This is a genomic window from Pseudomonas sp. CAN1, assembly GCF_030462585.1.
Taxonomy (GTDB): Bacteria; Pseudomonadota; Gammaproteobacteria; order Pseudomonadales; family Pseudomonadaceae; genus Pseudomonas.
The window spans coordinates 13,472-38,934 of the sequence record NZ_JASMRU010000043.1 but is presented as its reverse complement, the minus strand read 5'-3'; the positions used below and the strand labels follow the sequence as shown (position 1 = coordinate 38,934).

The following is a 25,463-nucleotide window of genomic DNA, read 5'->3' as shown; positions in this document are numbered from 1 at the left end:
TGCAGCCGCAATTCCGCGAAGTCGACCAGGTGGCCACCGCCTCGCAAGAGATGAGCGCCACCGCCCACGACGTCGCCAACAGCGCCGCCATGGCCGCCGACGCCGCCCGCGGCGCCGATGGAGCGACCCGCGATGGCTTGAGCGTGATCGACAGCACCACTCGCCTGATCGACGAACTGGCCAGCGACATGAGCAGCGCCATGAGCCAGGTGGAGGGCCTTGCCGCCAGCAGCGAGCAGATCGGCTCGGTGCTGGAAGTAATCCGCGGCATCGCCGAGCAGACCAACCTGCTGGCGCTCAACGCCGCCATCGAAGCCGCCCGTGCCGGTGAAGCCGGGCGTGGTTTTGCGGTGGTCGCCGACGAAGTGCGCAACCTCGCCAAGCGCACCCAGGACTCGGTGGAGGAAATCCGCCAGGTCATCGAAGGCTTGCAGAATGGCACCCGCGACGTGGTCGGTGCCATGAGCAACAGCCATCGCCAGGCGCAGGACAGCGTTTCCCAGGTCGAGCAGGCGGTTGCCGCGCTGAAGCGCATCGGCGACGCGGTGGGCGTGATCACCGACATGAACCTGCAGATCGCCAGCGCCGCCGAGGAACAGAGCGCGGTGGCCGAGGAGATCAACCGCAACGTCGCCGGCATCCGCGACGTGACCGAGTCACTGTCCAGCCAGGCGCAGGAATCGGCGCAGGTGAGCCAGTCGCTGAACAAGCTGGCCAATCATCAGCAGGGGTTGATGGATCAGTTCCGCGTTTGACCGCTTAACTCTGCCGCATGACGCTCTTGTAGGAGCGGAGCTTCTCCGCGAAATCCCGGCGCAGCCGGGACATGGGTTGGCCGGCCTGGCGGCCGGTTCGCGGATAAGATCTGCTCCTACAATTGAGCACCGTGTTTAGCCGATTGAGGTAGGAGCGGGCCATGCCCGCGATTGACCGGCAATGTCGCAGTTCGGGCGGGTTCGCGAGCAAGCTCGCTCCTACAGGGCAGCACCCGCGTGCTCTTCGTAGGACCGAGGGGGACGCCTAGTTCTTGCTCGCGAACCGCACGGCACGGCATTCCCAGGAACAGAATCAACCCGCCCGCCGCGGCAACTCCACCACCACGCGCAACCCGCCCAGCTCACTGCCTTCCAGCCGCAGACTGCCGCCACAGGCCGCCGCGATATCCCGTGCGATGCCCAGGCCCAGGCCATGCCCGGCGACCTGTTCATCCAGCCGCGTGCCACGCTCCAGCACGCTGTCGCGCTGATCCTCGGCAATTCCGGGGCCGTCGTCGTCGACGCTGAGCCGGTAGCTTTCGGCGCCCTTCTCCACCGTCAGACGCACCTGGGCATCGGCCCACTTGCAGGCGTTGTCCAGCAGGTTGCCGAGCATTTCCAGCAGGTCTTCGCGATCGAAGGGCAGGCGCGTGCCGGCCGGGCCCTGCCAGTCGATGGCCAGATGATCGCCATGGATCAGCTTGAGCATGTCGCACAAACTCGGCAGCTCGGCGTCGCAGTCGAAGTGCGCGCCGGGCAGCGCTTCGCCCACCAGTCGGGCGCGGCCCAATTCGCGGGCCAGGCGCTGTTCGATCTGCTCCAGTTGCTCCTGCAGCACCTTGCGCAATTCTGGGTGTTCGCGCAGTTCTTCGCGGTCGGCGAGGCTGATCAGCACCGCCAGCGGCGTCTTCAGTGCATGGCCAAGATTGCCCAGCGCATTGCGCGAACGCAGCAGGGTTTCCTCGGTGTGTTGCAGCAGGTGGTTGACCTGCTCCACCAGCGGCTCCAGCTCGCGAGGGACCTCACTGTCCAGCTGCGTGCGGCGGCCTTCCTGCAACTGGGCGATCTGCTGGCGGGCGCGCTCCAGCGGCCGCAGCGCGCGGCGCACGGCGAAGCTCTGGAACAGCAGGATCAGCAGCAGCGCCACGGCGCCAGCGCCCAGGCTGATGTTGCGCAGGCGGTTGAAGCTCTTCAGGACCGGCGTGTAGTCCTGCGCCACGACGATGCTCAGCTTGCGCCCGTAGCGCTTGTAGTCGCCGCGATAGACCAGCAGGCGCTGGCCTTCCGGGCCCTTCTCCAGGTTCTTCGCCAGCCCCCTGTGCGAGGGCAGGTTGATCTCGCTGTCCCACAACGAGCGGGAGCGCCAGTTCTGGTCGTCGAAACGGATCACGAAGTAGCGCCCGGAGAACAGCCGCTCATAGGTCGCATCGACCCGTTGCCCTTCCAGTTGCAGCCCGGCAGGCCCGCGATTGATCGCCACCAGCAGACTTTCCGCCTCATCCTGCAGGCCATTCACCAGGTAGCGGCGCAGGCCCTGATCGAACAGCCAGAGGCCGGCCTGCACCAGCGCCAGGCCGATCACCACCAGCACCACGCCCAGCCCAAGGCCAAGGCGGCGCTGGATCGACATCAATTGGCGGCTCCATTACCGGTGAAGCGGTAGCCCTGGCCCCGGCGGGTCTCGATGATCTCGCGGCCGAGCTTGCGCCGCAGGTGGTTGATGTGGACCTCGATGACGTTGGAATCACGCTCGGTCTCACCGTCATACAGGTGCTCGGCCAGGTGCGACTTCGACAGCAGCTGACCGGGGTGCAGCATGAAATAGCGCAACAGGCGGAATTCGGCGGAAGTCAGGTCGACCTCCTTGCTGCCCTGCTGCACGCACTGGCGCGACTCATCCAGGCTCAGTCCGGCCACTTCCAGCTGGCTCTGGTTGGCCAATCCGCGGGCGCGGCGCAGCAGCGCCTGGATGCGCAGCAGCAGCTCTTCAGGGTGGAACGGCTTGGTCAGGTAGTCGTCGGCACCCGCCTTCAGGCCATCGATGCGCTCGGCCCAGGAACCCCGCGCGGTGAGGATCAGCACCGGCGTGGCGAGGCCCATGCCGCGCCACTCCTTGAGCACGTCCAGCCCTGGCCGGCCCGGCAGGCCGAGGTCGAGGATCACCAGATCGTAAGGTTCGCTGGCACCCTGCACGGCGGCGTCGCGGCCGTCGGCCAGCCAGTCCACGGCATAACCCTGGCGCGTCAGGGTGGCGAGCAGTTCGTCGGCCAGGGGTACGTGGTCTTCCACCAGCAGCAGGCGCATCAGTCGTCTTCCTTATCCTTGAGGATGCGGCCGTCGCGGGCATCCAGTTCCAGTTCACGCACCACGCCGTCGGCGGTGAGCAACTCGATCTCGTAGATGTAGGTGCCGTGCTCGCGCTCCAGCTCCGCTTCGAGCAGGCGCGAGCCGGGGTAACGGCTCAGCGCCGCCGGCAGTATCTCCTCGAAGGGACGAATGACCCCTTCCTTGCTCAGACGCAGGGCTTCGTCCTGGCTGAGGTCGTGGGCCTGCACGGCGCCGGCCGTGGCGAACAGCCCCAGGCCCAGCAGCACCGCGCGCGGCAGATCGGTCTTCATCAGTCGTCCTGGTGATCGGTGAGGACTTCGCCGGTGACGGCATCCAGCTCGACATCCCATTTGACGCCCTGGGCGTCCTTGAGGTCGACCTTGTACAGGTAACGGCCGTGCTCCAGCTCAAGCTCGCTATCGTACACCGAACCGCCAGCGTGCTTGGCCAGCGCGGTGCGGTTGAGCTCCTCGAAATTGCGGATGGTGCCAGCATCGCGCAGGCGCAGCGCCTCGTCCGGGCCAATGTCGTGGGCCGTGGCGACGCCGGCGCCCAGCAGCAATGCGGACAGCGCGGTCAGGGTCAGCAGCCATTTCATGTGCGTACCTCCGTAGGAATTTCACTGCTGACAGACTAAAGCGAAGGACTTAACTCAAGCTGAATCGGCAAGACACATTCACCCCGTGAAGTATCCTTGCTTCTCCCGTACAGGCTCTATAATCGCGGCCTGCCACAGCGAGGCCCGCATGACCGCCATCCACATCAAGACTCCCGCCCTCACCCTCAAGGCCGGCGCCCGCGCGCTGAAGCGCATCCGCGAGCAGGGCCTGTCCCCCGCCGATGTAGGAATCATCCCCGGCGCTGCCGGTGGGCCGAAGGCGCTGGGTATCCAGGGCCTGGACCTCGCGCTGTTCGGTGAGTGGCTGCCGCGCGCGTCCCGCGAGCGCTCACTGATCGGTGCCTCCATCGGCTCCTGGCGCTTCGCCAGTGCCTGCCTGCCCGACCCGGCCGCCGGCATCCGCCGCCTGGGCGAGCTCTATACCCAGCAGCGATTCGCCCGCAAGGCGAGCATCAGCGACGTGTCGAGAAGCTGCGCGAAGATGCTCGACGACCTGCTCGACGGCCACGACGCCAGCGTGCTGGACAACCCCTGGTACCGCCTCAACGTGGTGGTGGTGAAGAGTCACGGCCGCCTGGCGCAGGACGGCAAGGCCAACCTCGGCCTGGGCCTGGGTGCGGTGATCCGCGACAACCTGGTCGGCCGCCGCCACCTGCACCGCCACTTCGAACGGCTGATCATCCACGATGCCCGCCGCGCGCCACCGCTGGAGTCACTGTCGGATTTCCCTTCGCGCTACCTGCACCTGGACCTGATCAACCTGCGCCACGCCCTGCTCGCCTCCGGCTCCATCCCCATGGTCATGGAAGGCGTGCGTGACATTCCCGGCGCCGGCCCCGGTACCTACCGCGACGGCGGCCTGCTCGACTACCACCTGGACCTGCCCTACCTGCCCGAAGGCGTGGTGCTCTACCCGCACTTCACCGACAAGGTCATCCCCGGCTGGTTCGACAAAGGCCTGCCCTGGCGTCGCGGCGATGCCGGCCGCCTGCAGGACGTGCTGCTGCTCGCGCCGTCGAAGGACTACCTGGCAAGCCTGCCGCATAACAAGCTGCCGGACCGCAAGGACTTCCACCGCTACCTCGGCGACGACGCCGGCCGCGAGCGCTACTGGCGCAGGGCAATGGACGAGAGCCGGCGGATGGGCGACGAGTTCCTTGAACTGGTCGACAGCGGCCGGATCGGCGAACGCCTGCAGCCGCTGACATAATCAGCGGCTTCACGCCTCCAGCAAGGAATAGCTATGCACCGCCCCCGCAAACTGCGCTCGCTGCTGATCCCCCTCGTCCTGTTCGGCGCCAGCGCCCAGGCCGCCATCGATGCCAAATCGCAGCAGGAAATCACCCAGTTGCTGGACTTCGTCGAGCACAGCGGCTGCCAGTTCATCCGCAATGGCAGCCAGTACCCGGCCCCGGAAGCGCGGGCGCACCTGCAGAAGAAGCTCGACTACCTGGAGAAGAAGGACATGGTCAGCAGCGCGGAAGACTTCATCGAGCGCGCCGCGACCAAGAGCAGCATGAGCGGCCAGCGCTATCAGGTGAAATGCCCGGCGGGCAAGCAGGACGCCAGTGCCTGGTTGGGTGATGAGCTGAAGCGGCTGCGCCAAGCACCGTAAGGCAATTCACAACGTTCGTAGGAGCGGACTCCGTCCGCGATTGTCCCCAGGCCACTCAGCGGGTGGGAAATCATCGCGGACAAAGTCCGCTCCTACGCTAGTTGGTTCGTGTCGGAGCCTGCTCGCGAACTGCCCTACCCCGGCTGCCCATCCAGCCGCGGCTTCCAGAACATCGGGCCGTAGTGCCAGGCGAACAGCAGGAACGCCGCTACCCAGCACGCCGCCGCGATGCTCAGGCCCTCCAGCGGCCACCAGATCACCAGCAGCACCCGTGCGACGACACCCAGGTTGAGCAGCGCGAAAGCCCAGGACATCGACTTCGGCGGCTGCAGCGGCCGACCGGTGTGGCCGAGGCTGACCCGCGCGACCATCGCCAGGATCAGCCCACCGACACCGCCCACCGTGAGCGCGTGGATCGCCAGACTAACGTTGAAGGTCGGCGCGAAGTGCCACAGCGCCATGCCCGCCGGCGCCAGCAGCATCCACAGATAGGCCAGGTGCAGCGACCACAGCAGCGGCACACCCCAGTAGTCCTTGTCGTACCAGCGCCACAGGCGGATCAGGTGCCCCACCGCCAGCGCGGCAAACAGCAGGCCCACCAGCGGGTGCGGCGTCAGGCCTATGCCGACGGCGCTCAGCACCGCCACCAGCATGGTGCCGCCCAGCAGCGAGTTATCCAGCCAGTTCCACGCCGGCACCTGGGCGGTGCGGCCGAGCCCACGCTGGGTAAAGAAGGGAATCACCCGGCCGCCGATCAGCCCCATCAGCGCCGCCACCAGCCACAGCGCGCCCAGGGCGCCGCCACGTTGCCATGCATCGTTGCCGGTCCAGACGCCGGCCATCACCAGCGCATCGGCGAGCGTCAGCAGGCTGAGCACGGCAATGATCGGGTAGTTTCGTTTCTGCCGGACCTGCCACAGGCTGCGGCCGATGAAGAACGCCAGCGCCGGCATGAACGCCAGCTCCAGCGGAGTGACCAGCCACAGCGGCGCACCGACCAGCCAACCCAGTCGCGCCGCCAGCCAGACCAGCGCCAGCACCATCAGCGGCGTGCCGCTTACACCAGGGCGACCAGTCCAGGTCTGCACCGCAGTCAGCAGGAAGCCGGCGATGATCGCCGCGGCGAAACCAAAGAGCATTTCATGACGGTGCCAGGCCAGCCAGCCGCCCAGCGGTTGCCAGGCCGGCAGCAGGCCGAGCAGCACCGCCGCCCAGGCGGCGATGGCAATCAGCGCGAACACCGCGCCGCCGAGGAAGAACGGGCGGAAGCCCAGGCGCCACAGCGGCGGAATGGTCAGCAGAGCCTTTCGATCAACCAGTAACACAGCAAGCCTCCCAGCCTTCCTTGCGCATCTGATGTTGGGCCACCAGCCGCAGCACGTAGCCCAGCTTCAATAATGTCGGGCCGAGGATGGTGAAGGCATGCGCTGCGACAATGCTTTGCAGGTTCAGCTGGCCATCGACGAAATAGGCTCCGACTATTCCCACACAGAGCAACACGAGCCCGCCGGTCAGCAATGACCAGGACATCGACAGATTGCGTTGCGGGCAGGCGAAAAGACTTTCCATCACACACCTCCTCGGGTTGCGCCGGCCCGCCCTCGGGCCGGCGCTCAGGTTCAGGCCTCCAGCGCGCTGGCCGGGCCGAAGAACTCGTAGTGGGACTGTTGCTCGGGCACGCCGATGTCGCGCAGGTGACGCTTCACCTGGGCCATGAACGGCTTGGGACCGAGGAAGTAGGCATCCAGGTCGCGATCCTGCGGCAGCCAGTCGGCCAGCAGCTCGCGGCTGAGGAAGCCCTCTACGTGGGACGCGTCCTGCGCGCGCGGCTCGCTGTAGCAGAAGTAGTGCTTGAGCTGCGGATGCGCTGCGGATTGCGCTTCGACCCACTCGCGGAACGCGTGCACGCCACCATGGCGGGCGCAGTGGATGAAGTGCACTTCGCGACCGGACTCCAGCGCCGGCTTGAGCATGGCCAGTGCCGGGGTGATGCCGACACCGGCAGTGATCAGCGCCAGCGGCTTCTCGCCGCCCTGCAGGACGAAATCGCCGGCCGGCGGGAACAGGTCCAGCTCGTCACCCACGTGGAGGCGGTCGTGCAGGTAGTTGGACACCTTGCCCTCGGGCTCGCGCTTCACGCTGATGCGGTACTCGCGGCCATTGGGCGCGTCGGACAGCGAGTAGGTGCGGCGCACTTCCTCACCGGCGAGGTCCAGGGACAGGCCGATGTACTGGCCGGGCTGGAAGTCCAGCAGCGACTCGCCATCCAGCGGCTGGAAGTAGAAGGAGGTGATCTCCTCGCTCTCGACTTCCTTGCGCACGATGCGGAAGCGCCGCGCTCCGCGCCAGCCGCCATGTTGCTCGGCATTCTGCTGGTACACCGATTCCTCGGCGCCGATCAGGATGTCGGCCAGTTGACCATAGGCGGCGGCCCAGGCGTCGATCACGGCCTGGGTGGCGATCTCTTCACCGAGGACTTCACGGATCGCCCGCAGCAGGCAGCTGCCGACAATGGGGTAATGCTCCGGCTGGATCTGCAGGGCTACGTGCTTGTTTACGATCTTCGCCACCAGCGGGCCGAGTTGCTCCAGCTCGTCGATGTGGCGGGCGTACATCAGCACGCCATTGGCCAGCGCGCGCGGCTGGTCGCCGGAAGCCTGGTGCGCCTGGTTGAACAGCGGACGAACTTCCGGGTACTCGCTGAGCATCATCTTGTAGAAGTGCTGGGTCAGGGTCTCTCCGCCGGTCTCCAGCAGCGGGACGGTGGCCTTGACCAGGGTACGGTGTTCGTTGGACAGCATGTGGATCTCCTCGGGTTGGCCAGGCGGTGAGTGGGGCCGCCTGTGCTTTCTGAATCAGGTATTTCAGGAAACGTGCCAAACCCGCAGCCCGCTGTTTTCGGGACTTCCGCTAGATATTGAGTCATAATGACCCCACTCACCCCAGGTCAAAACGACTGCAACGAGGTCAATATGACTCGCAACCCGCTCCTGGCGACCCTCCTCCCACTGGTCGCCGACCTGTCCCGCGAGCTGCCGGAAAGCGAACGCTACCGACGTCTGCTCGAGGCCCTCCGCGGCCTGCTGCCCTGCGACGCGACCGCCCTGCTGCGCCTTGAGGGCGATCAGTTGGTACCGCTGGCCGTCGATGGCCTGAGCCAGGACACCCTCGGCCGGCGCTTCAAGATCAGCGAGCATCCGCGCCTGCGTGCCCTCATCGAGCATCCTGGCCCCACCCATTTCGCCGCCGACTGCGGCCTGCCGGACCCTTACGACGGGCTGGTGGAGGGTTTGCACGGCCACCTGGAAGTCCACGACTGCCTGGGCTGCCCGCTGCTGGTCGACGAACAGCCCTGGGGCCTGCTGACCCTCGATGCGCTGGACCCGGCGCGCTTCTCCACCGGCGATCTGGACAACCTCGAGGCCTTCGCCAGCCTCGCCGCCGCCACGGTCAAGGCCAGCCAGCGCATGCTCGACCTGACCCTGCGCGCCGAGCACGAGCAACAGCGTGCCGACGCCTACCAGCGCGCTTCCGGCGACCAGCCGAAGGAACTGATCGGCCAGAGCAAGGCGCACCAGGCGCTGATGGGCGAAATCCAGGTGGTGGCCGGCAGCGACCTGAGCGTGCTGATAACCGGCGAAACCGGCGTCGGCAAGGAGCTGGTCGCGCAGTCCATCCACGCCAATTCGCTGCGCCGCACCCAGCCGCTGATCAGCCTCAACTGCGCAGCGCTGCCGGAAACCCTGGTGGAAAGCGAACTCTTCGGCCACGTCCGTGGCGCCTTCTCCGGCGCGGTGGGCGAGCGGCGCGGCAAGTTCGAACTGGCCGATGGCGGCACCCTGTTCCTCGACGAGGTGGGCGAACTGCCCCTGGCGATCCAGGCGAAGCTGCTGCGCGTGCTGYAGAGCGGCCAGTTGCAGCGCCTGGGCTCGGACCGCGAACACCATGTGGACGTGCGCCTGATCGCCGCCACCAACCGCGACCTCGCCGAGGAAGTCCGCGCCGGCCGCTTCCGCGCCGATCTCTACCACCGCCTGAGCGTCTATCCGCTGCGCGTCCCGCCCCTGCGCGAACGCGGCAACGACGTATTGCTGCTGGCTGGCTACTTCCTCGAACAGAACCGCCCGCGCCTGGGCCTGCGCAGCCTGAGATTGACCCGCGAAGCCCAGGCCGCGCTGCTCGGCTACTCCTGGCCGGGTAACGTGCGCGAGCTGGAACACCTGATCGGCCGCGCCTCGCTCAAGGCCCTGGCCAATCATTCGCAGCGCTCGCGCATCCTCAGCCTCGGCGTCGACGACCTCACCCTGAACGCCCTGCACAAGGGCGTGCCCGATGCCGATACGAGCGAAAGCGACCATGCCGCCGACGGGGAATTGGTCGGTGAACTTCGCCCCGCAGTGGACGCCCTCCAGCGCCGCATGATCAGCCAGAGCCTGGAGCGCCACGAAGGCAACTGGGCAGCCGTGGCCCGTGAGATGGGCCTCGACCGCGCCAACCTCAACCGCCTCGCGAAGCGCCTGGCGATCAAGTGAGCCGCTGGCCGGGTCGGCCGGCCCGGCGGGTGCGATGGTGATAGACTATGCGCCCATTTTCCGGCCGGCCCGTTCCTGGGCCGGCAATCGTCACAGAGCGTACCTCGTGGAATTGTTCAAAGAGTTCACCTTCGAATCCGCCCACCGCCTGCCCCACGTTCCCGCCGGGCACCAGTGCGGCCGCCTGCATGGCCACTCCTTCCGGGCCGCCATCTACATCGAGGGTGAAGTCGATCCGCATACCGGCTGGATTCGCGACTTCGCCGAGATCAAGCAGATCTTCAAGCCGATCTACGACCAGCTCGACCACAACTACCTGAACGACATCCCCGGCCTGGAAAACCCCACCAGCGAAAACCTCTGTCGCTGGATCTGGCAACAGCTCAAGCCGCTGCTGCCGGAGCTGTCCAAGGTGCGCGTGCACGAGACCTGCACCAGCGGTTGCGAGTACCGCGGCGACTGATCAGTGGCACACCTGCAGGAGCGAGCAGGCTCGTACCAGGCAACTGACCTGAGCACAAAAACAAAAGGCCCCTTGCGGGGCCTTTGTCGTTTACCGGCTCGGAATTGCGGGCTTAGCGCGAAGCCTTGCGGCGCAGCGCCGAGGGGCTGAAGTTGGAGTCGTCCGGCGCCGGCTGGCTGAAGTCGGCGGTGCCGGGCTCCTCGTTGTCCAGCCACTGGATGCTGTAGCGGTGGGCCTGGAGGTCGTGGAAGGTGTCCAGCGCAGTCCACACCATCGGTTGCTCGTAGAAGCTCTTCAGGTAGGCCAGCGATACGCGCCACAGCTCGCCGCGGCCGTCGTACTGGTCCACCACGGCGGCGCCCCAGCTGTCCTCGTCGAGGTACAGGGTGCGGCGCGAGTAGATGTGCCGTGCGCCGGCCTTCAGCTTGCCATCCACCACCCAGACGCGGTGCAGCTCGTAGCGGGTGTACTTGGGATTGACGTGACCAGGGGTGAGCAGGTCCTTGTACTTAACCTCCGGGCTGGTGATCTGGTAGTTGTTGTAGGGGATGTAGATTTCCTTCTTGCCCACCAGGGTCCAGTCGTAGCGGTCCGGCGCGCCGTTGTACATGTCGGTGTCGTCGGCGGTGCGCAGGCCATCGGAGTCTTCGATCGGGGTGTCATAGGCCAGCGTCGGGGCACGGCGCACGCGGCGCTGGCCGGGGTTGTAGCCCCAGGCCTGGCGCGGCTCCTTGACCTGGTCGAGGGTCTCCTGCACCAGCGCGCCGTTACCGGCCAGGCGGGCCGGGGCGGTGGTGAAGGTCATGTAGTAGAACATGGTGTTGCCGAGCTTCTCGAAGCTGCCCTTGGGGTCGTAGAAGCGGAACAGTGCCTCGTCCTGGGAAGTCACCAGCGCATAAGCGCCGTTGCGCTGCACGCCGGCCTGGGACGAGCGCCGCACGATGTAGGTGCCGCGATAGCGGGCGATGTGGTTCCACACCGCTTCCACGCCGCTCTGCGGGATCGGGAACGGCACGCCGCCGTAGGCGTCGGAGAAGCCGTTGCCGCCTTCGACGAGCTTGGCGCTGGTGGCGTTCTTGTAGATGTTGTCGTAGATCCACTGCGGCGCCGAGCCGGTGCGGTGCGTCTCGTACACCGGCATCTGGTAGGTGTCCGGGTAGGCGTTGAACAGCGCGATCTGTCCCGGCGTCAGGTTGCCCTTGTACTGCTCCAGGTTGGCCTTGGTGATGACGAACTTGGGCTTCTCGCCGGCGAACGGGTCGACGTGGTGCGAGCCCGGCCCCTTGTAGCCGACCGGCGCCGAGGTCAGGCCGCCGCTCCAGGCGGGAATGCTGCCGGCGGCGTTGCCGGCCTTCTCCGCGCCCATGGGCGTCAGGCTGCTTTTCAGTTGGGCGGCCTGGTCGGCGGATACTGCTGCACGCGCATCGGTGATGGCCAGCGCAGACAACGCGGCAAGGACGATCAGGGAACTCTTCTTGTACATGGCTCTCTCCGGATCAGAACGAGTATTTCGCGGTGATCGAGACGTTGTCGCGGTCGCGCGCGGAGTTGCTGGTGCCGGCGCCGTAGTAGTTGGTGTACTGGGTGCCGACCTCGAAGGTATTCAGGTAGCTGGCGTCGATACCGAGGGTGTAGGCCTTGCGTCCCTCGATGAAGTTGCCGGTACGGTCGGAGTTGCCGCTGAAGTCTTCCTGGTACACGGCGTAGGGCGAGAGCTTCACCCCAGCGTAGACGTCGTTCCAGCTGCCGGTGAGCAGCAGGGTGTAGCCGTAGCTGTCGCGGCTGATCTGCACGTCGTCGCCGTTGCCGCCGACGTAGGCCTTGTCCTGGGCGCCGACGAACTTGCGCTTGCTGCCGTCCCAGGCGGTGTACTCCAGGCTGCTGCCGCGGATGTGCTCGGAAGCCAGCTCGGCCACGCCGGTCATGGAGTCGAAGGTCAGGTGCGGACCGAAGTTGTAGATGGTCGACAGCGAGATGTTGTAGGTCTCGGCACGCTCGTAGTTCTCGAACAGCTCGCCACGGCACAGCTGCTTGCCGGCCACCGGTGCGCAGGCCTGGCCGGCGGCGACGTTGCCGTCGTAGAGGTTGGTCTGGCCGAGCACGCCCTGGGTCAGCAGGTCGCCCAGCAGGTCGTCGGTGGCGGAGATGCTGATCGGCATGTTCGGCCGGTAGGCGATTTCGCCGGAAACCGAGGCATCGCCCAGGGTGGTGTTGAAGCTGAAGCCGTACATGCGGATGTCTTCGACATAGTCGCGGCGCGCTTCGGCGTTGCTTGCCATGTCCAGCGTGGCCAGCCCCGGCACCGCCTCGCCCAGGCCGAGCGGGCCGAGTAGCGCGTTCAACTGGTCGACGTCGACGCCCTGGTAGTCGCGCAGGTCGACGGCGATCTGCGGTTCCTTGGCGTGGTAGTTGACGAAGTAGAAGCCGAATTCGGTGGAGTTCAGCTCCTCGGCGATGTAGCGGAAGGCCACGCCGAACTGGCCGCTGTCGCTGGCTTCGATGTCCTTGCCGACGTTGGCCACCTTGAAGGTGCCGGTGTTGGGGTTGAGGTAGGCGTTGGGCCCATGCGGCCCGTTGCCCAGCAGGCCAAGGGAAGCCACGGTCGGGTAGCCGGCGAGCAGCTCCTTGATCAGCGGGTTGTCTTCGGTGGTATAGGCCGTGTTGCCACCGTCGCTGAACAGGTCGGTGTCGGAGAAGTAGGTGCCCACCGAGTCGAGGCGGGTTTCCTTCCACTTCCACTGGTAGAAGCCTTCCACGGAGAGGTCGTCGGTCAGGCCGAAGTTGAGGCTCAGTGCCTCGGTCGGTACCAGCACTTCCTTGAGTTCCGAGCCCGGCAGGTGGAAGCGCGCGGCGTCCACCGGGTTGATGGTGTTGATGCCGCCGCGGTAGAACACGCCTTCGCCCCAGTTCAGCACCTGGCGGCCGACACGGCCGGTCAGCGGGTGCTCGGCGACGTCCCAGCTGCCCGACAGGTAGGCATCCAGCAACTCGGCCTTGCGCCCGGCAATGTGGCGGGTGTCGYCGGTGAAGTGGTCATCGTCGGGGAACGACTGGCTGGGACGCTCGACGCCATTGGTGGTGTCGTAGTAGTCGTTGCGCTTGTCCATGATCTGCGTGTCGTAGTACGCGGTACCGCGCATGAACAGACCGTAGTTCTGGTACTTGGCCGAGAGATCGGAGGTGAGCTTGAACACCTGGGAAACCAGGCCGGTATCGAAGTTGCGGTTGCCGTCATCGGCGTTGATATCGCTGATGTTGTTCTTGTCGCGGCCCTGCACCCGCCACATCGCACCGTAGGACAGTGTGCTGTCCAGGGAACCGGTGATCTCGTTGTCGGCGAGCTTGAATTCCAGCGCCTGTGCCGAGCCTGCTACCAGCAGCGGCAGAAGCCCCATCACCGCCCCCGCCCGCCGCGGCGCCCAGAAAATGGACGAGCGCACACCCATCTGACTGTTCATAAACAGCATTACCTCCATGGCCAAGATTTATCGCCCCGGTCATTGCGGCCGGCGCTGTTCTTATTCGTTTCTCGGCTGCCGACGACCTCGTACCAAGCCGGGCCATCGTGCAGTAACACTCCTGCCAGAGCGCTTGCGGGCGCTTTGGCCCCCACTCCTCTTCTGCTTGCACGCCGGGAGTTGGGACTATCGTGCAGGCAAAGTAACAAACTGTTTCCCTGCTGCCAATCACAGATGTAGTCCATGTCATTCAACAGGCAAAGAAAAGCCCGGCACTTGGCCGGGCTCTTTTCGCACAGATACGTCACACCACGGTGCTTACTCGACGGTAAAGGTCTTCTCCGCCAGCAGGCGGTCGCCCTGGAACACCATGAAGCGCCACTGGCCCTGGACCACCTCGTGGTTCTCGGTGAACTGGTAGGCCATCACGTCGTTCGGCGCGCCGACCACCAGCTTCTGCACGACTTCGAACTTGTCGTGGCGCTGGCCGTCCGGGGTGACCACGCCGGGGGTGAAGTACAGCAGGGTCAGCGGGGTATCGCCTTCCTGCTTGCCGCTGAGCTGGTAGCGCATGCCGAACTTGGTACCGAGCTTGGCCGGAACGCGGGTCGTCGACTCGAGCTGCTCCTTGCTGCTGCTCAGCACGCGCTCGCCGGGCTGGTAATCCTTGTAGTTGCTGACGAATACGCCGTACTCCACCGGGCCGGTGACGCGCACTTCGGCAAAGGCCGAGGCGGCGAAGGCGGAAGCCAGGGAGAGAGCCAGGACTGCTGGCAGGCGGGAAATGGACATGTCGCGCTCCTTGTTGGGGTCCGCGCGAGGCTATGACATCGCCGTGACAGCCTGATGACAGCTTGACGCCAGCCGGGTCGCGGCGATGCCGAGCGTCTATCATGCGTGGATCGGACCACTGGAAACCGTCATGAGCGAGACCCTGAACATCCGCCCGCGCGCCGAAGACGTCGAAGGCATCCCCATCCTGCGCCCGCTGCCCTCGGCCCAGCGCCGCAGCATCGGCCCCTTCGTGTTCTTCGACCACATGCTCGAAAGCAGCTTCGCCCCCGAGCACGGCATGGACATCCGCCAGCACCCGCACATCGGCCTGTCCACCCTCACCTACCTGTTCGAAGGCCAGGTGCAGCACAAGGACAGCCTGGGCTCGGACCAGCTGGTGCTGCCCGGCGATGTCAGCTGGATGACTGCCGGGCGCGGCGTCGCCCACGTCGAGCGCACGCCGGCCGAGCTGTTGCACAGCGGCTCGCGCCTGCACGGCCTGCAGGTCTGGCTGGCGCTGCCAATGGACCAGGAAGGTCGCGAACCGAGCTATAGCCATCACGCCAGTGCCAGCCTGCCGGAAAGTGAAAGCCTGGGGGTGCGCATCCGCATGATCGCCGGCTCCGGCTTCTGCCTGGAGTCGCCGGTGCCGGTGCTCTCCCCGACCCTCTACGCCGACCTGCAACTGGGCGCCGGGGCCACCCTGGCGATCCCGACCGAACACCCGGAACGGGCGCTGTACCTGATCGAAGGCGAGGCGCAGCTGGACGACGACCCGTTGCCGCTGCACGAACTGGTGGTACTGCCCGAAGGCGAAGCGTTCACCCTCTCCGCCTGCGGCGACTGCCACGCGGTGATCATCGGCGGTGCGCCGCTGGACGGACCGCGGCGGATGAACTGGAACTTCGTCGCCAGCGATCCGGCGCTGATCGACAGTGCCCGCACACGCTGGGCAGCGCGCGACTGGCCAACGGTACCGGGAGAAAGCGAGCGGATCGAACTGCCGCGCTGAAGCCTGCGAAAGAGAACCGATCGGACATCACCCGATTCCTGTCGTATCAGGTGAATGGATGAGGAAGCGCGGCACCGAATCCAGCAGCCTGCCGCGCCCAAACCCCTTGCCCCGGCAAGGCCCTGCTTCTGGCCCAAGGAGTCCGTGATGGACCAGTCCAACGCCAACCGCCATACCAGCGCCCTGACCGTGCTGACCCTGCTGTTCTTCATGTGGGGCCTGATCACCTCGCTCAACGACATCCTCGTGCCGCACCTGAAGGCGGTCTTCACCCTGTCCTATGTGCAGGCATCGCTGGTGCAGTTCTGCTTCTTCGGCGCCTACTTCATCATGTCCTTCCCCTCGGGACGGCTGGTGGAAAAGGTCGGCTACAAGAGCGGGATCATCGTCGGCCTGGCCACCGCCGGCATCGGCTGCCTGATGTTCTACCCGGCGGCAAGCGCGCAGTCCTATCCGTTCTTCCTCACCGCGCTGTTCATCCTCGCCTCGGGTATCACCCTGCTGCAGGTCGCGGCCAACCCCTACGTCAACGTGCTCGGCCCGGCCTCCACCGCCGCCAGCCGGCTGAACCTGACCCAGGCCTTCAACGCCCTTGGCACCACGGTCGGCCCGCTGGTGGGTTCGGTGACCATCCTCGCCATCGGCGCCGGCGCCGCGTCGCAGATCGGCAGCTCCGCCGCCAGCGAAGCCGACTCGGTGAAGACGCCCTACCTGGTGCTGGCCGGCCTGCTGTTCGCCATCGCCGTGCTGATCGCGCTGTTCCGCCTGCCGAAAATCCACCACGGCGAACCCACCGACGGCGCTGCCGGGCGCCAGTCGATCTTCGCCCACCGCCACCTGGTGTTCGGGGTGATCGCGATCTTCTGCTACGTCGGCGCCGAAGTGTCCATCGGCAGCTACCTGGTCAGCCTGATGGGCCAGCCGGACATCGCCGGGCTGCCCGCCGACAAGGCCGGCAAGTACCTGTCGTTCTACTGGGGCGGCGCCATGGTCGGGCGCTTCGTCGGCAGCGCGCTGATGCGCTCCATCGCGCCGAACCGCCTGCTGGCGTTCAACGCCGTGGCCATCGCCATCCTGATCTGCATCGCCCTGACCGTCGGCGGGCACGTCGCCATGTGGGCGCTGATCCTGATCGGCCTGTTCAACTCGATCATGTTCCCGACCATCTTCTCCCTGGCCCTGGAAGGCCTGGGCAACCTCACCAGCAAGGGCTCCGGCCTGCTCTGCATGGCCATCGTCGGCGGCGCGGTGATGCCGCTGGTGCAGGCCTTCTTCGCCGACCGCATCGGCCTGCTGCCCTCCTTCGCCATTCCGCTGGTGTGCTACCTGTACATCATCTGGTTCGGTGCCCGCGGCTACCGCGCCGACGACACGGCCAGCCCGGCAACCAGCAGGGCGAACTGAGGCCTGGGGGAAAGCGCGGCAAGGGTGTCTTCGCGCAGACATCTGGCGTCTATCTGCCGCGTTGTCCCAATAACCGTCCGCCGCATCACGTTCATCGCGCAAGGAAACCCATGACCGACGTCGTCGACCTGTTCGACATCCAGTACCTCTGGAACCTGTTCGCCATCCTCTGGTTCGTGTTCTGCTGGATCGGCTACACCCGCTACGCCAAGACCAAGGCCCGCGACACCGCGTGCCTGGCCAGTGTGCTGCACCTCTACCGCCAGGACTGGATGCGCCGCGTGCTGCTGCGCGACAACCGCGTGGCCGATGCCAGTGTGATCGGCAACCTGGAACGCAACGCCTCGTTCTTTGCTTCCAGCACCCTGATCATCCTCGCCGGCATCCTCACCCTGCTGGGTTCGGCCGAGCGCACGGTCTCGGTACTGGCCGACCTGCCCTTCGTCACGGCGCCCACCAAGGGCCTGTCGGAGTTCAAGCTGCTGTGCCTGGCGGTGGTCTTCGTCTACGCCTTCTTCACCTTCAGCTGGTGCATGCGCCAGTACAACTTCGCGGCAGTGCTGATCGGCTCGGCACCGATGGTGGGCGAGCGCAATGTCGGTGAACTGGAGCGCAAGTCCTTCGCCGAACGCGCGGCGCGGGTGGTTTCACTGGCCGCGCACCAGTTCAACCAGGGCCTGCGCTCCTACTATTTCGGCATGGCCCTGCTGGCCTGGTTCATCAACCCGTGGATCTTCATCCTGGTGACGGCGGGCGTGGTGGGCGTGCTGTACCAGCGCGAGTTCCATTCCAGCGTGCTGCATGTGATGGTCTACACGCCGACGTCACAGGGCGACGCGCCGCGGGACAACGACATTCCCCCCAGCGGCTGAAGCCAGAAACGACAAAGCCCGCGAATGCGGGCTTTGTCTTGTGCGGCCGAAGCGGATTACTGCTTCTGCTCGCCGCCGGCAGGCTCCTGCGGCGCGGTGGCCGGGGCGGCCGGAGCAGCCGGGGCCGCGTCGGGTGCCGGCGGAGTCGTCGGAGCCGGGGTGGCTGGCTGCTCGGTCGCGGCGGGCGCGGGCGGCGCTTTCGGCTCTTCTTTCTTGTCGCAGGCGGCCAGGCCGAGACCGGCGACGATCAGCAGAGCGAAGGGAAGGGTTTTTTTCATTGGAGCCTCCATGTGCGGCTTTCCTCGTGATGACCCTTTGAACCGGCGTTGTGTGAATTAGTTCAACGAATAATGCCGCCCCCCTTTATTCCATCACTGCAGGATTGAACCGGGCCGGGGTATGATGCCGCCCCGTGCAGTCAATCGGTCGCCCCCCGCCATGTCCGACAACCCACTCCTGGAACGCGCCCAGCGCTTCCTCTCGGCGCTGCGCCACTGCCAGTTGCTGGGCATCCGCGCCCACGCGGCGGATGCCACCGGCCTGACCCTGTGCCTGCCCTACAGTGAGGCCATCGTCGGCAACCCGGAAACCGGGGTGATCCACGGCGGCGCCATCACCACGCTGATGGACACCACCTGCGGCATCTCCACTGTCTGCGTGCTGCCGCAGTTCGAGATCTGCCCGACCCTGGACCTGCGCATCGACTACATGCACCCGGCCGACCCGCACAAGGACGTCTACGGCTTCGCCGAGTGCTACCGGGTCACCCCGAACATCATCTTCACCCGCGGCTATGCCTACCAGGATGACCCGGCCGAGCCCATCGCCCACGTGGTCGGCACCTTCATGCGCATGGGCAAGGCAGTGTCCGCCGGTGCGGTGAAGCGTGACGTCGACGGAGGCCAGGCATGAGCACGGTGAACATCGAGGAAATGGTTCGTGCGGCCCACGCCAGCAACGACTACGACCCGCTGCTGGAAATGATCCCCTACGCCCGGCTGCTGGGCATCCGCTGCCTGCGCCTGGGTGACGACGCGATCTTCCACCTGCCGGCCAACCCCGACACCATCGGCAACCCGACGCTGCCGGCGCTGCACGGCGGCGTCATCGCCGGCTTCATGGAACACTCGGCGTTGCTGCACCTGCTGATGTTCATGGGCATTCCGCACATGCCCAAGATCATCGACTTCTCCATCGACTACCTGCGCGCCGGGCACTTCCGTGACACCTACGCCCAATGCCAGGTCTGGCGCCAGGGCCGGCGCGTGGCCAACGTCGCAATCACCGCGTGGCAGACCACCCGCACCGAACCCATCGCCACCGCCCGCGCGCACTTCAAGGTCGACGGCGCCTGAATGGACACGCTGCTGATCCTGCTCGGCCTGCTGCTGATCCTTGCCGGCTACCTCTGGCTGATCAGCCGGGCCTTCTCGCGCAGCCTGCTGTGGGGCGTGGCCAGCCTGTTGCCGCCACTGGCCCTGCTGTTCGTCTTCAGCCAGTGGCGTCATGCCCGCAGCGCCGTGGGCCTGAGCGCGCTCGGCTGCATTCCGCTGGTAGTCGGCCTGACCCTGCTGGCAGCGCAGGACAGCTCACGCCTGGAAGCCATCCTCAACCTGCAGTGGCTCAAACCCGAACCGGCGGTAAAGCCGGAGCTGGCGATCGAGCTGCGCGGCGAACTCAACGGCAAGCCGTTCGAGCCGGAGCAGGCGGATTTCATCGACGGCGTCCTCAGCCTGCGCGAAGGCCAGGACTTCTATGCCCACCGCGAGGTCCAGGTACGCCTGCCGACTCCAGTGAGCGGCCCGCTGCGCCTCGACGTGCTGCCCGACGACAAGGGCCGTCTGCCCGAGATCGAAGTGAGCTGGCTGGCGCCGGGCCAGGACCTGCCCGAAGCCGTACGCCTGCAGCGTGGCTATAGCCTGCACCTGGACCTCGTTCCGCAGCCGCCCAACCGCATGAGCGGCAGCTTTCACCTGGTGCTGCCGACAGAGATGCAGACCACCCTGTCCGGCACCATCGAAGTCTTCACCGACCGCCTGCGCTACCGGGACGGCCGGGTCGACACCCGCTTCGACTCCCGCGACACCCTGCACTACGTACTGCAGGACTACCTGCAACGCCGCTTCGCCCGGCGTGACGTCAGCATTAGCCGCATTCCGCCGCTGGACACCCAGCGGACCTCCCAGGAGATTCCCCTGAGCGTGCAGGTCGGCGAACAGAGCCAGGACCTTTACCTGGTGCTGGAGAAGACCGAGGCCCGTGGCTGGGGCGTGCGCGGCGACCGCTATCCGCCCCTCAAGGCCACCCAGCCGGCCGTACCTGCCGCTGCCGTGGCAACTTCCGAGCCGCCACGGCCAACGCAACAGCCGCTGGAAATCGGCCGTCTGGCCCTGGAGCGCCTGCAGGCAGCGCCGCAGCGCTACGTCAACCGCGCCATGCGCGTGACCACCGAGCGCGGTCGCACCGCCGAGGGCGTCTTCGTCGGCCTCAACCCGGAAGGCCGCATCGTCATCCGGCGGGTACTCGAAGGCCCGGGCGAAGCCAGCTACACCCTGCGCCCCAGCGAAATCCTCGACATCGAGCTGCCGGCCCGCTGACCGCGGGCGTTTTCTCAAATTTCAGCCAAGCCCTTGAATTGGCTCGGGAAGCCCCCATCTCGCTGACATCGGCCGCATGACGCGGCATTTGTCATCCTCGGAGCGAGAAACAATGAGCGCGGAGACTCAAAAAGAAACACTGGGCTTCCAGACCGAAGTGAAGCAACTGCTTCACCTGATGATCCATTCCCTGTATTCGAACAAGGAAATCTTCCTTCGCGAACTGATTTCCAACGCCTCCGACGCCGCCGACAAGCTGCGTTTCGAGGCCCTGGCCAAGCCCGAGCTGCTCGAAGGCGGCGCCGAGCTGAAGATCCGTGTGAGCTTCGACAAGGACGCCAAGACCGTCACCCTCGAAGACAACGGCATCGGCATGAGCCGCGAGGAAGTCATCGCGCACCTGGGCACCATCGCCAAGTCCGGCACCGCCGACTTCCTGAAGAACCTCTCCGGTGACCAGAAGAAGGATTCCCACCTGATCGGCCAGTTCGGCGTGGGCTTCTACAGCGCCTTCATCGTCGCCGACAAGGTGGACGTGTTCACCCGTCGCGCCGGTGCTCCGGCCAGCGAGGGCGTGCACTGGTCCTCCAAGGGCGAAGGCGAGTTCGATGTGGCAAGCATCGACAAGGCCGAACGCGGCACCCGCATCGTCCTGCACCTGAAGGACGGCGAGGACGAGTTCGCCGACGGCTGGCGCCTGCGCAACATCGTCAAGAAGTATTCCGACCACATCGCGCTGCCCATCGAGCTGCCGAAAGAGGCCGCTGGCGAAGACGCCCCAGCCGAAACCGAGTGGGAAGTGGTCAACCGTGCCAGCGCCCTCTGGACCCGTCCGCGCACCGAGGTGAAGGACGAGGAATACCAGGAGTTCTACAAGCACATCGCCCACGACTTCGAGAACCCGCTGACCTGGAGCCACAACAAGGTCGAGGGCAAGCTCGAATACACCTCGCTGCTGTACGTCCCGGCGCGTGCGCCGTTCGACCTGTACCACCGCGAGGCCCCGCGCGGCCTGAAGCTCTACGTGCAGCGCGTGTTCATCATGGACCAGGCCGACCAGTTCCTGCCGCTGTACCTGCGCTTCATCAAGGGCGTGGTGGACTCCAACGACCTGTCGCTGAACGTCTCTCGCGAAATCCTGCAATCCGGCCCCATCGTCGATTCGATGAAGTCCGCGCTGACCAAGCGCTCCCTGGACATGCTGGAGAAGCTGGCGAGCAACGACGCCGAGGCCTACAAGGGCTTCTGGAAGAACTTCGGCCAGGTGCTGAAGGAAGGCCCGGCCGAAGACTTCGCCAACAAGGACAAGATCGCCGGCCTGCTGCGCTTCTCCTCCACCAGCGACGAGAGCGGCGAGCAGAGCGTCTCCCTGGCCGACTACATCGGTCGCCTGAAGGAAGGCCAGGACAAGATCTACTACCTCACCGGCGAGAGCTTCGCCCAGGTGAAGAACAGCCCGCACCTGGAAGTCTTCCGCAAGAAAGGCATCGAAGTGCTGCTGCTCACCGACCGCATCGACGAGTGGCTGATGAGCTACCTGCCGGAGTTCGACGGCAAGCAGCTGGTCGACGTCGCCCGTGGCGACCTGGACCTGGGCAGCCTGGACTCCGACGAGGACAAGAAGGCCCAGGAAGAGATCGCCAAGGCGAAGGAAGGCCTGGCCGAGCGCCTGAAAGCCGCACTGGGCGATGAAGTCGCCGAGGTGCGCGTGTCCCACCGCCTGACCGACTCGCCGGCGATCCTAGCCATCGGCGAACAGGACCTGGGCCTGCAGATGCGCCAGATCCTCGAAGCCAGCGGGCAGAAGGTGCCGGAAGCCAAGCCGATCTTCGAGTTCAACCCGGCCCACCCGCTGATCGAGAAGCTCGATGCGGAAGCCGACGAAGACCGCTTCGGCGAGCTGACCCACATCCTCTTCGACCAGGCCGCCCTGGCCGCGGGGGACAGCCTGAAGGACCCGGCCGCCTACGTGCGCCGCCTGAACAAGCTGCTGGTGGAGCTCTCCGCCTGAGCCCTTTGAAGGCTTGAACAAACGCCACGACTTCAGTGCTGAACTCGTGGCGTTTTTCATTGAGCTGGAATCTCAAAGACCCACTACACGGATGTGCCGGCGCCAACCACCGATGGCTCGGCAAGCTGACTCGACACGGACAAGGGCTTCCGCGCCCCAAGGGAGAATGGAATGACGCAAGCTGCCGGGAGAACGACCGGGGCCTTCGCCGGCTTCGATCTGGAAGGCTTCTGGGACGATGGCGACTACTCGCTCGGCCACTACACCGAACCCGCCCCCAGCGACGAACTGATCGCGCAGATCGAGGCCGAATGCGGCTATCGCCTGCCGGATGCCTACGTGGAACTGGCGCGCCTGCGCAACGGCGGCGCTGTAGAGCGCTGCTGCTACCCGATGGATGAGCCGACCGGCTGGGCCGAGGATCACATCGCCATCAATGGAATCTATGCCATCGGGCGCACGGCCACCTATTCACTGTGCGGTGATCTCGGCTCGGCCTTCATGCTCGCCGAGTGGGGCTATCCCGAGATCGGCATCGCCATCGCCAATACCCCCAGCGCCGGGCACGAAATGATCATGCTCGACTACCGCCAGTGCGGGCCGCAGGGCGAACCGCGGGTGGTGCATGTCGACCAGGAAGCCGACTACGCAATCACCGACGTCGCGCCGGACTTCGTAACCTTCATCCGCGGGCTGGTCAGCGAGGACGAGTTCAACGACGACGCCGAGACCCTCGAAGCCGACCTCGCCACGGTGCAGCGCGGCACGCTTTCGCCCATCCTGCGCCGCGCGCTGGAAGCAGCCGCGTCGGAGCTGCCCGATGGCGAACTGCGCATCCGCCACCTGGCCGAGCGCATCGTGCGCGCCAAGGGCTTCTTCGCCCTGCATGCCGACGCCGATTCGCATCTGATGTACGACGCCATGTTCTGGCTGTTCTCCCGGCTCAAGCTCGCCGAGTCATACGAAGACTTCCATGACTGCTCCAGGGAGCAGAGCGACTACCAGCGCCCCTGTTACACCCTGATGCTGACCACCAGCTATGTGGCCGACCCCTACGGCTTCTGCACCGGCGGCTATGCCCCCGGCTTCCTGAGCGACTGGTGGGAGGCGCGGCTTGCCGCCGGCAGCATCGTCCACGTCGATGGAGGCTACCGTTTCGAGCCGGACTACGCGGCCCAGTTGGTTCGTACCCTGCTGGCGATCGACGAGCCGTCAGGCCAGTCCAGTGATAGCGGAGAGTAAGGATGCCCTCGAAGCAGAAGTTCGATTGGAAAGCCCTTGAAGAATCCGCCGTGGAGCACGTGGTAAGCGCGGTGCGGAGGATTCGCCAGAACCATCCGGACGAGACCGTCTACGGCGCGATGTTCCATGAGTTCTACGGTGACGGCTCGGTGCTCTACTGGCCGATGCTGACGGTGGGTACCGAGCAGGTCCTGGCCCGAATGGCAGCGGACTACGGCGATGACGGCGAGGACCTGCGCTGGTCCGGTCCGGACCTGAGCCAGCACGCCGAGGACCACGGTTTCGAGCCGGGCGAAGCGCAGGATCAATGGGCGACACAGTGCGCCGAATTCGCCCAGGCCACGGCCGAGGGCAGCTTCAGCGCCTGGGAAGCAGTCTATGAACGCTTCCTGCACTGTTTCCCCCGAGCGGCCAAGCGCGCCCGCGCCCAGTTGCTCAAGGAAGGCCTGGTCGACAAGCACTTCATCGCCGTGGCCACCGACGAAGCCGGCGACCTGGTGCCGCTGAGCCTGACTCGCGCGCAGCTGCTGCGGCACTTCCCGATGTACGACGAAGCTGAACGCGAGCGTGCGCGCCTCGCGGCCTTGCCGCTGGCAGAGCAGGTCGCTGAACTCGTACCGCAAGCCGTGCGCGCCGCCCCACCTGGCCCGCTGCTCGGCGAGTACGACGCCCTCGTCCGCAATCTGGGGGAAGCCGCCGTACCGGCGTTGCTCGACGTCATCACCGGGCGCAGCTCGGGTGAAGTGTGGCAGGCGTGCATGCTGCTCGCCGAGGTCAACCATTCCAGCGCCGAAGTCATCGGCGCGCTGGAAACAGTCATGGGCAATACGGCGGCCAACGAAAGCGAACGGGCCTGGGCGGCGTCAGCCCTGGCTCGCCTCGACCGCATGGAGCTGATTGCTGCGCATCTGGACGAACTGCCCCTCGAGGTCGCCGCGCGCGGACTCAGCGCTCCCTATCGATCCTTCCGTGATCGCGGCAAGCACCGTCCGCTGGACTACCGCCCGCTGGAAACGGTGCTGGCGCAGCACCCGGATATCGAGCCCGCTGTCGCCGAGGCGCTCGCGCCGGGCTGCGGCTTCTGCACCCTGGACGCCGACGAAGTGGCGGCGGCCCAGGAGGGCCTGAACTCGAAGTGGGCTTTCATCCGCGAGCATGCCCGCGATGTGCTGGAAGAGTTCGAGCAGCAGTGATGCCGAGCACTCCCTGGCGACATGCCGTACGACCTCAACGTTTGCAGGAAACATCACCATGGGAATCCAGGCCGTCTATCTGAGCGTGGATGACGCCACACTCAAGCGCCTCGCCGAAGCACCTGCCGAAGAGTTGCTCGATCTGGTCGAAGAGCTTGAAGAAGCCGGCTGCCCGCAAATTGGGCTGGAGAAGCTGTGGGATGGCCTGCACTTCCTGCTCACCGGCGTTTCGGCCAGCTCGCCACTCGAAGGCAACCCGCTCAGCGAGGCGGTGGTCGGGGTACAGGTCTTCGACTGCGAGGACTTCATTGCCCGCACGTGGAACAATGAGTTGCCGGCCATCCTTGCCGCGCTCGATGCCGTATCGATCGAAGAGGTAATCGCCGCCGCCGACTTCGCCAGGTTCCGCAACGCCAGGCTCTACCCGAAGATCTGGAGCGACGACCCGGCGCAGCTCAAGACTGAACTGGAAGAAGCCTTCCGGGAACTGCGCGACTTCTATCATGTCTGCGCCAGTACGCAGCGGCACGTGCTGGTCGGCATCTATTGATGATGCGCCTCCGGCCCCGCATGGATCACCAGTCGAAC

26 protein-coding genes are annotated in these 25,463 nt (G+C 66.0%); 15 read left to right on the top strand and 11 right to left on the bottom strand.

Features of this window, described 5'->3' with window-relative positions; translation table 11 throughout:
• The coding region (locus QO207_RS28720; protein WP_301535649.1) for a methyl-accepting chemotaxis protein at window positions 1-755 on the top strand (755 nt) is incomplete at its 5' end.
• Window positions 756-1,068: 313 nt separating this feature from the next.
• Here QO207_RS28720 and QO207_RS28715 read toward each other — a convergent pair.
• The 4 genes from QO207_RS28715 to QO207_RS28700 are packed head-to-tail and all read right to left on the bottom strand — an operon-like array spanning window position 1,069 to window position 3,681.
• Complete coding sequence (locus QO207_RS28715) at window positions 1,069-2,388, bottom strand: ATP-binding protein (RefSeq protein WP_301535648.1); 1,320 nt, start codon at window positions 2,386-2,388, stop codon at window positions 1,069-1,071.
• Entirely contained in the window at window positions 2,385-3,059 is a 675-nt protein-coding gene (locus QO207_RS28710; RefSeq protein ID WP_301535647.1) for a response regulator transcription factor, read from the bottom strand. Before QO207_RS28710 ends, QO207_RS28715 begins: the two co-directional genes overlap by 4 nt.
• Complete coding sequence (locus QO207_RS28705; RefSeq protein WP_301535646.1) at window positions 3,059-3,373, bottom strand: PepSY domain-containing protein; 315 nt, start codon at window positions 3,371-3,373, stop codon at window positions 3,059-3,061. The genes QO207_RS28710 and QO207_RS28705 overlap by 1 nt, the downstream gene beginning before the upstream one ends.
• The gene (locus tag QO207_RS28700) at window positions 3,373-3,681 is read right to left on the bottom strand and encodes a PepSY domain-containing protein (protein ID WP_301535645.1); all 309 of its coding nucleotides are present in this window, start codon (window positions 3,679-3,681) and stop codon (window positions 3,373-3,375) included. The genes QO207_RS28705 and QO207_RS28700 overlap by 1 nt, the downstream gene beginning before the upstream one ends.
• Before the next feature lie 148 nt (window positions 3,682-3,829).
• Between QO207_RS28700 and QO207_RS28695 the strand changes: the two genes are divergently transcribed.
• Both QO207_RS28695 and QO207_RS28690 read left to right on the top strand, forming a co-directional pair.
• Complete coding sequence (locus QO207_RS28695) at window positions 3,830-4,912, top strand: patatin-like phospholipase family protein (protein ID WP_301535644.1); 1,083 nt, start codon at window positions 3,830-3,832, stop codon at window positions 4,910-4,912.
• 33 nt (window positions 4,913-4,945) lie between these two features.
• On the top strand, window positions 4,946-5,317 hold the full coding sequence (locus tag QO207_RS28690) for a DUF5329 domain-containing protein (protein ID WP_301535643.1): 372 nt from the start codon (window positions 4,946-4,948) through the stop codon (window positions 5,315-5,317).
• Window positions 5,318-5,451: 134 nt separating this feature from the next.
• Here the strand turns inward: QO207_RS28690 and QO207_RS28685 are convergent, their stop codons facing one another.
• The 3 genes from QO207_RS28685 to hmpA are packed head-to-tail and all read right to left on the bottom strand — an operon-like array spanning window position 5,452 to window position 8,118.
• The gene (locus QO207_RS28685) at window positions 5,452-6,642 is read right to left on the bottom strand and encodes an NnrS family protein (RefSeq protein WP_301535642.1); all 1,191 of its coding nucleotides are present in this window, start codon (window positions 6,640-6,642) and stop codon (window positions 5,452-5,454) included.
• Entirely contained in the window at window positions 6,629-6,886 is a 258-nt protein-coding gene (locus QO207_RS28680; protein ID WP_301535641.1) for a transmembrane sensor/regulator PpyR, read from the bottom strand. Before QO207_RS28680 ends, QO207_RS28685 begins: the two co-directional genes overlap by 14 nt.
• A 50-nt stretch (window positions 6,887-6,936) precedes the next feature.
• A complete protein-coding gene (gene hmpA, locus QO207_RS28675; protein WP_301535640.1) occupies window positions 6,937-8,118 on the bottom strand; it encodes an NO-inducible flavohemoprotein in 1,182 nt (393 codons plus the stop codon).
• A 171-nt stretch (window positions 8,119-8,289) separates the two neighbouring features.
• On the opposite strand from hmpA, the gene norR reads away from it, so the two are divergent.
• Window positions 8,290-9,849, top strand: a complete 1,560-nt coding sequence (gene norR / locus QO207_RS28670) for a nitric oxide reductase transcriptional regulator NorR (RefSeq protein WP_301535639.1) — start codon at window positions 8,290-8,292, stop codon at window positions 9,847-9,849.
• Between the two features lie 106 nt (window positions 9,850-9,955).
• Window positions 9,956-10,312 (top strand): 6-carboxytetrahydropterin synthase QueD, encoded by a 357-nt coding sequence (gene queD, locus QO207_RS28665; RefSeq protein WP_017516521.1) that lies wholly within the window; start codon window positions 9,956-9,958, stop codon window positions 10,310-10,312.
• Between the two features lie 112 nt (window positions 10,313-10,424).
• On the opposite strand, the gene QO207_RS28660 is transcribed toward queD, so the two are convergent.
• The 3 genes from QO207_RS28660 to QO207_RS28650 form a co-directional block, all read right to left on the bottom strand.
• Window positions 10,425-11,795 carry a DUF1329 domain-containing protein gene (locus tag QO207_RS28660; protein ID WP_301535638.1) on the bottom strand — a complete coding sequence of 457 codons (1,371 nt, stop codon included), beginning with the start codon at window positions 11,793-11,795 and terminating at the stop codon, window positions 10,425-10,427.
• 13 nt (window positions 11,796-11,808) lie between these two features.
• Window positions 11,809-13,770: a DUF1302 domain-containing protein gene (locus tag QO207_RS28655; RefSeq protein ID WP_301535637.1), complete on the bottom strand. Its 1,962-nt coding sequence runs from the start codon at window positions 13,768-13,770 to the stop codon at window positions 11,809-11,811.
• Between the two features lie 318 nt (window positions 13,771-14,088).
• Window positions 14,089-14,562: a DUF3859 domain-containing protein gene (locus QO207_RS28650; RefSeq protein WP_301535636.1), complete on the bottom strand. Its 474-nt coding sequence runs from the start codon at window positions 14,560-14,562 to the stop codon at window positions 14,089-14,091.
• A gap of 130 nt (window positions 14,563-14,692) precedes the next feature.
• Here QO207_RS28650 and QO207_RS28645 point away from each other — a divergent pair, with 130 nt between their 5' ends.
• The 3 genes from QO207_RS28645 (at window position 14,693) to QO207_RS28635 (ending at window position 17,832) form a co-directional block, all read left to right on the top strand.
• Entirely contained in the window at window positions 14,693-15,556 is an 864-nt protein-coding gene (locus QO207_RS28645; RefSeq protein ID WP_301535635.1) for a pirin family protein, read from the top strand.
• Window positions 15,557-15,703: 147 nt separating this feature from the next.
• On the top strand, window positions 15,704-16,960 hold the full coding sequence (gene fucP, locus QO207_RS28640; protein WP_301535634.1) for an L-fucose:H+ symporter permease: 1,257 nt from the start codon (window positions 15,704-15,706) through the stop codon (window positions 16,958-16,960).
• Between the two features lie 110 nt (window positions 16,961-17,070).
• The gene (locus QO207_RS28635; protein WP_301535633.1) at window positions 17,071-17,832 is read left to right on the top strand and encodes a DUF599 domain-containing protein; all 762 of its coding nucleotides are present in this window, start codon (window positions 17,071-17,073) and stop codon (window positions 17,830-17,832) included.
• A gap of 56 nt (window positions 17,833-17,888) precedes the next feature.
• On the opposite strand, the gene QO207_RS28630 is transcribed toward QO207_RS28635, so the two are convergent.
• The gene (locus QO207_RS28630; RefSeq protein WP_301535632.1) at window positions 17,889-18,110 is read right to left on the bottom strand and encodes a hypothetical protein; all 222 of its coding nucleotides are present in this window, start codon (window positions 18,108-18,110) and stop codon (window positions 17,889-17,891) included.
• A gap of 160 nt (window positions 18,111-18,270) precedes the next feature.
• Here QO207_RS28630 and QO207_RS28625 point away from each other — a divergent pair, with 160 nt between their 5' ends.
• From QO207_RS28625 to QO207_RS28595, 7 genes are all read left to right on the top strand, one after another.
• Complete coding sequence (locus tag QO207_RS28625) at window positions 18,271-18,744, top strand: PaaI family thioesterase (RefSeq protein WP_301535631.1); 474 nt, start codon at window positions 18,271-18,273, stop codon at window positions 18,742-18,744.
• Complete coding sequence (locus QO207_RS28620) at window positions 18,741-19,187, top strand: PaaI family thioesterase (RefSeq protein ID WP_301535630.1); 447 nt, start codon at window positions 18,741-18,743, stop codon at window positions 19,185-19,187. Before QO207_RS28625 ends, QO207_RS28620 begins: the two co-directional genes overlap by 4 nt.
• The gene (locus QO207_RS28615) at window positions 19,188-20,429 is read left to right on the top strand and encodes an MFS transporter (RefSeq protein WP_301535629.1); all 1,242 of its coding nucleotides are present in this window, start codon (window positions 19,188-19,190) and stop codon (window positions 20,427-20,429) included.
• Between the two features lie 112 nt (window positions 20,430-20,541).
• Entirely contained in the window at window positions 20,542-22,440 is a 1,899-nt protein-coding gene (gene htpG / locus QO207_RS28610) for a molecular chaperone HtpG (RefSeq protein ID WP_301535628.1), read from the top strand.
• Between the two features lie 171 nt (window positions 22,441-22,611).
• Window positions 22,612-23,682: an SMI1/KNR4 family protein gene (locus QO207_RS28605; RefSeq protein WP_301535627.1), complete on the top strand. Its 1,071-nt coding sequence runs from the start codon at window positions 22,612-22,614 to the stop codon at window positions 23,680-23,682.
• Window positions 23,683-23,684: 2 nt separating this feature from the next.
• Complete coding sequence (locus tag QO207_RS28600; RefSeq protein WP_301535626.1) at window positions 23,685-24,875, top strand: DUF4303 domain-containing protein; 1,191 nt, start codon at window positions 23,685-23,687, stop codon at window positions 24,873-24,875.
• A gap of 58 nt (window positions 24,876-24,933) precedes the next feature.
• Complete coding sequence (locus QO207_RS28595) at window positions 24,934-25,425, top strand: YfbM family protein (RefSeq protein ID WP_301535625.1); 492 nt, start codon at window positions 24,934-24,936, stop codon at window positions 25,423-25,425.
• Window positions 25,426-25,463: the final 38 nt, after the last annotated feature.

Excerpts from the sequence above, each read along its gene's own strand:
- QO207_RS28615 (WP_301535629.1), top strand. The coding sequence starts at position 19,188 with ATGGACACGCTGCTGATCCTGCTCGGCCTGCTGCTGATCCTTGCCGGC.
- QO207_RS28695 (WP_301535644.1), top strand. The coding sequence starts at position 3,830 with ATGACCGCCATCCACATCAAGACTCCCGCCCTCACCCTCAAGGCCGGC.
- QO207_RS28660 (WP_301535638.1), bottom strand. The coding sequence starts at position 11,795 with ATGTACAAGAAGAGTTCCCTGATCGTCCTTGCCGCGTTGTCTGCGCTG.
- QO207_RS28710 (WP_301535647.1), bottom strand. The coding sequence starts at position 3,059 with ATGCGCCTGCTGCTGGTGGAAGACCACGTACCCCTGGCCGACGAACTG.
- QO207_RS28605 (WP_301535627.1), top strand. The coding sequence starts at position 22,612 with ATGACGCAAGCTGCCGGGAGAACGACCGGGGCCTTCGCCGGCTTCGAT.
- QO207_RS28705 (WP_301535646.1), bottom strand. The coding sequence starts at position 3,373 with ATGAAGACCGATCTGCCGCGCGCGGTGCTGCTGGGCCTGGGGCTGTTC.
- QO207_RS28635 (WP_301535633.1), top strand. The coding sequence starts at position 17,071 with ATGACCGACGTCGTCGACCTGTTCGACATCCAGTACCTCTGGAACCTG.
- QO207_RS28630 (WP_301535632.1), bottom strand. The coding sequence starts at position 18,110 with ATGAAAAAAACCCTTCCCTTCGCTCTGCTGATCGTCGCCGGTCTCGGC.
- QO207_RS28650 (WP_301535636.1), bottom strand. The coding sequence starts at position 14,562 with ATGTCCATTTCCCGCCTGCCAGCAGTCCTGGCTCTCTCCCTGGCTTCC.
- QO207_RS28595 (WP_301535625.1), top strand. The coding sequence starts at position 24,934 with ATGGGAATCCAGGCCGTCTATCTGAGCGTGGATGACGCCACACTCAAG.
- QO207_RS28600 (WP_301535626.1), top strand. The coding sequence starts at position 23,685 with ATGCCCTCGAAGCAGAAGTTCGATTGGAAAGCCCTTGAAGAATCCGCC.
- QO207_RS28620 (WP_301535630.1), top strand. The coding sequence starts at position 18,741 with ATGAGCACGGTGAACATCGAGGAAATGGTTCGTGCGGCCCACGCCAGC.
- hmpA (WP_301535640.1), bottom strand. The coding sequence starts at position 8,118 with ATGCTGTCCAACGAACACCGTACCCTGGTCAAGGCCACCGTCCCGCTG.
- QO207_RS28625 (WP_301535631.1), top strand. The coding sequence starts at position 18,271 with ATGTCCGACAACCCACTCCTGGAACGCGCCCAGCGCTTCCTCTCGGCG.
- QO207_RS28680 (WP_301535641.1), bottom strand. The coding sequence starts at position 6,886 with ATGGAAAGTCTTTTCGCCTGCCCGCAACGCAATCTGTCGATGTCCTGG.
- QO207_RS28645 (WP_301535635.1), top strand. The coding sequence starts at position 14,693 with ATGAGCGAGACCCTGAACATCCGCCCGCGCGCCGAAGACGTCGAAGGC.
- htpG (WP_301535628.1), top strand. The coding sequence starts at position 20,542 with ATGAGCGCGGAGACTCAAAAAGAAACACTGGGCTTCCAGACCGAAGTG.
- QO207_RS28690 (WP_301535643.1), top strand. The coding sequence starts at position 4,946 with ATGCACCGCCCCCGCAAACTGCGCTCGCTGCTGATCCCCCTCGTCCTG.
- fucP (WP_301535634.1), top strand. The coding sequence starts at position 15,704 with ATGGACCAGTCCAACGCCAACCGCCATACCAGCGCCCTGACCGTGCTG.
- QO207_RS28700 (WP_301535645.1), bottom strand. The coding sequence starts at position 3,681 with ATGAAATGGCTGCTGACCCTGACCGCGCTGTCCGCATTGCTGCTGGGC.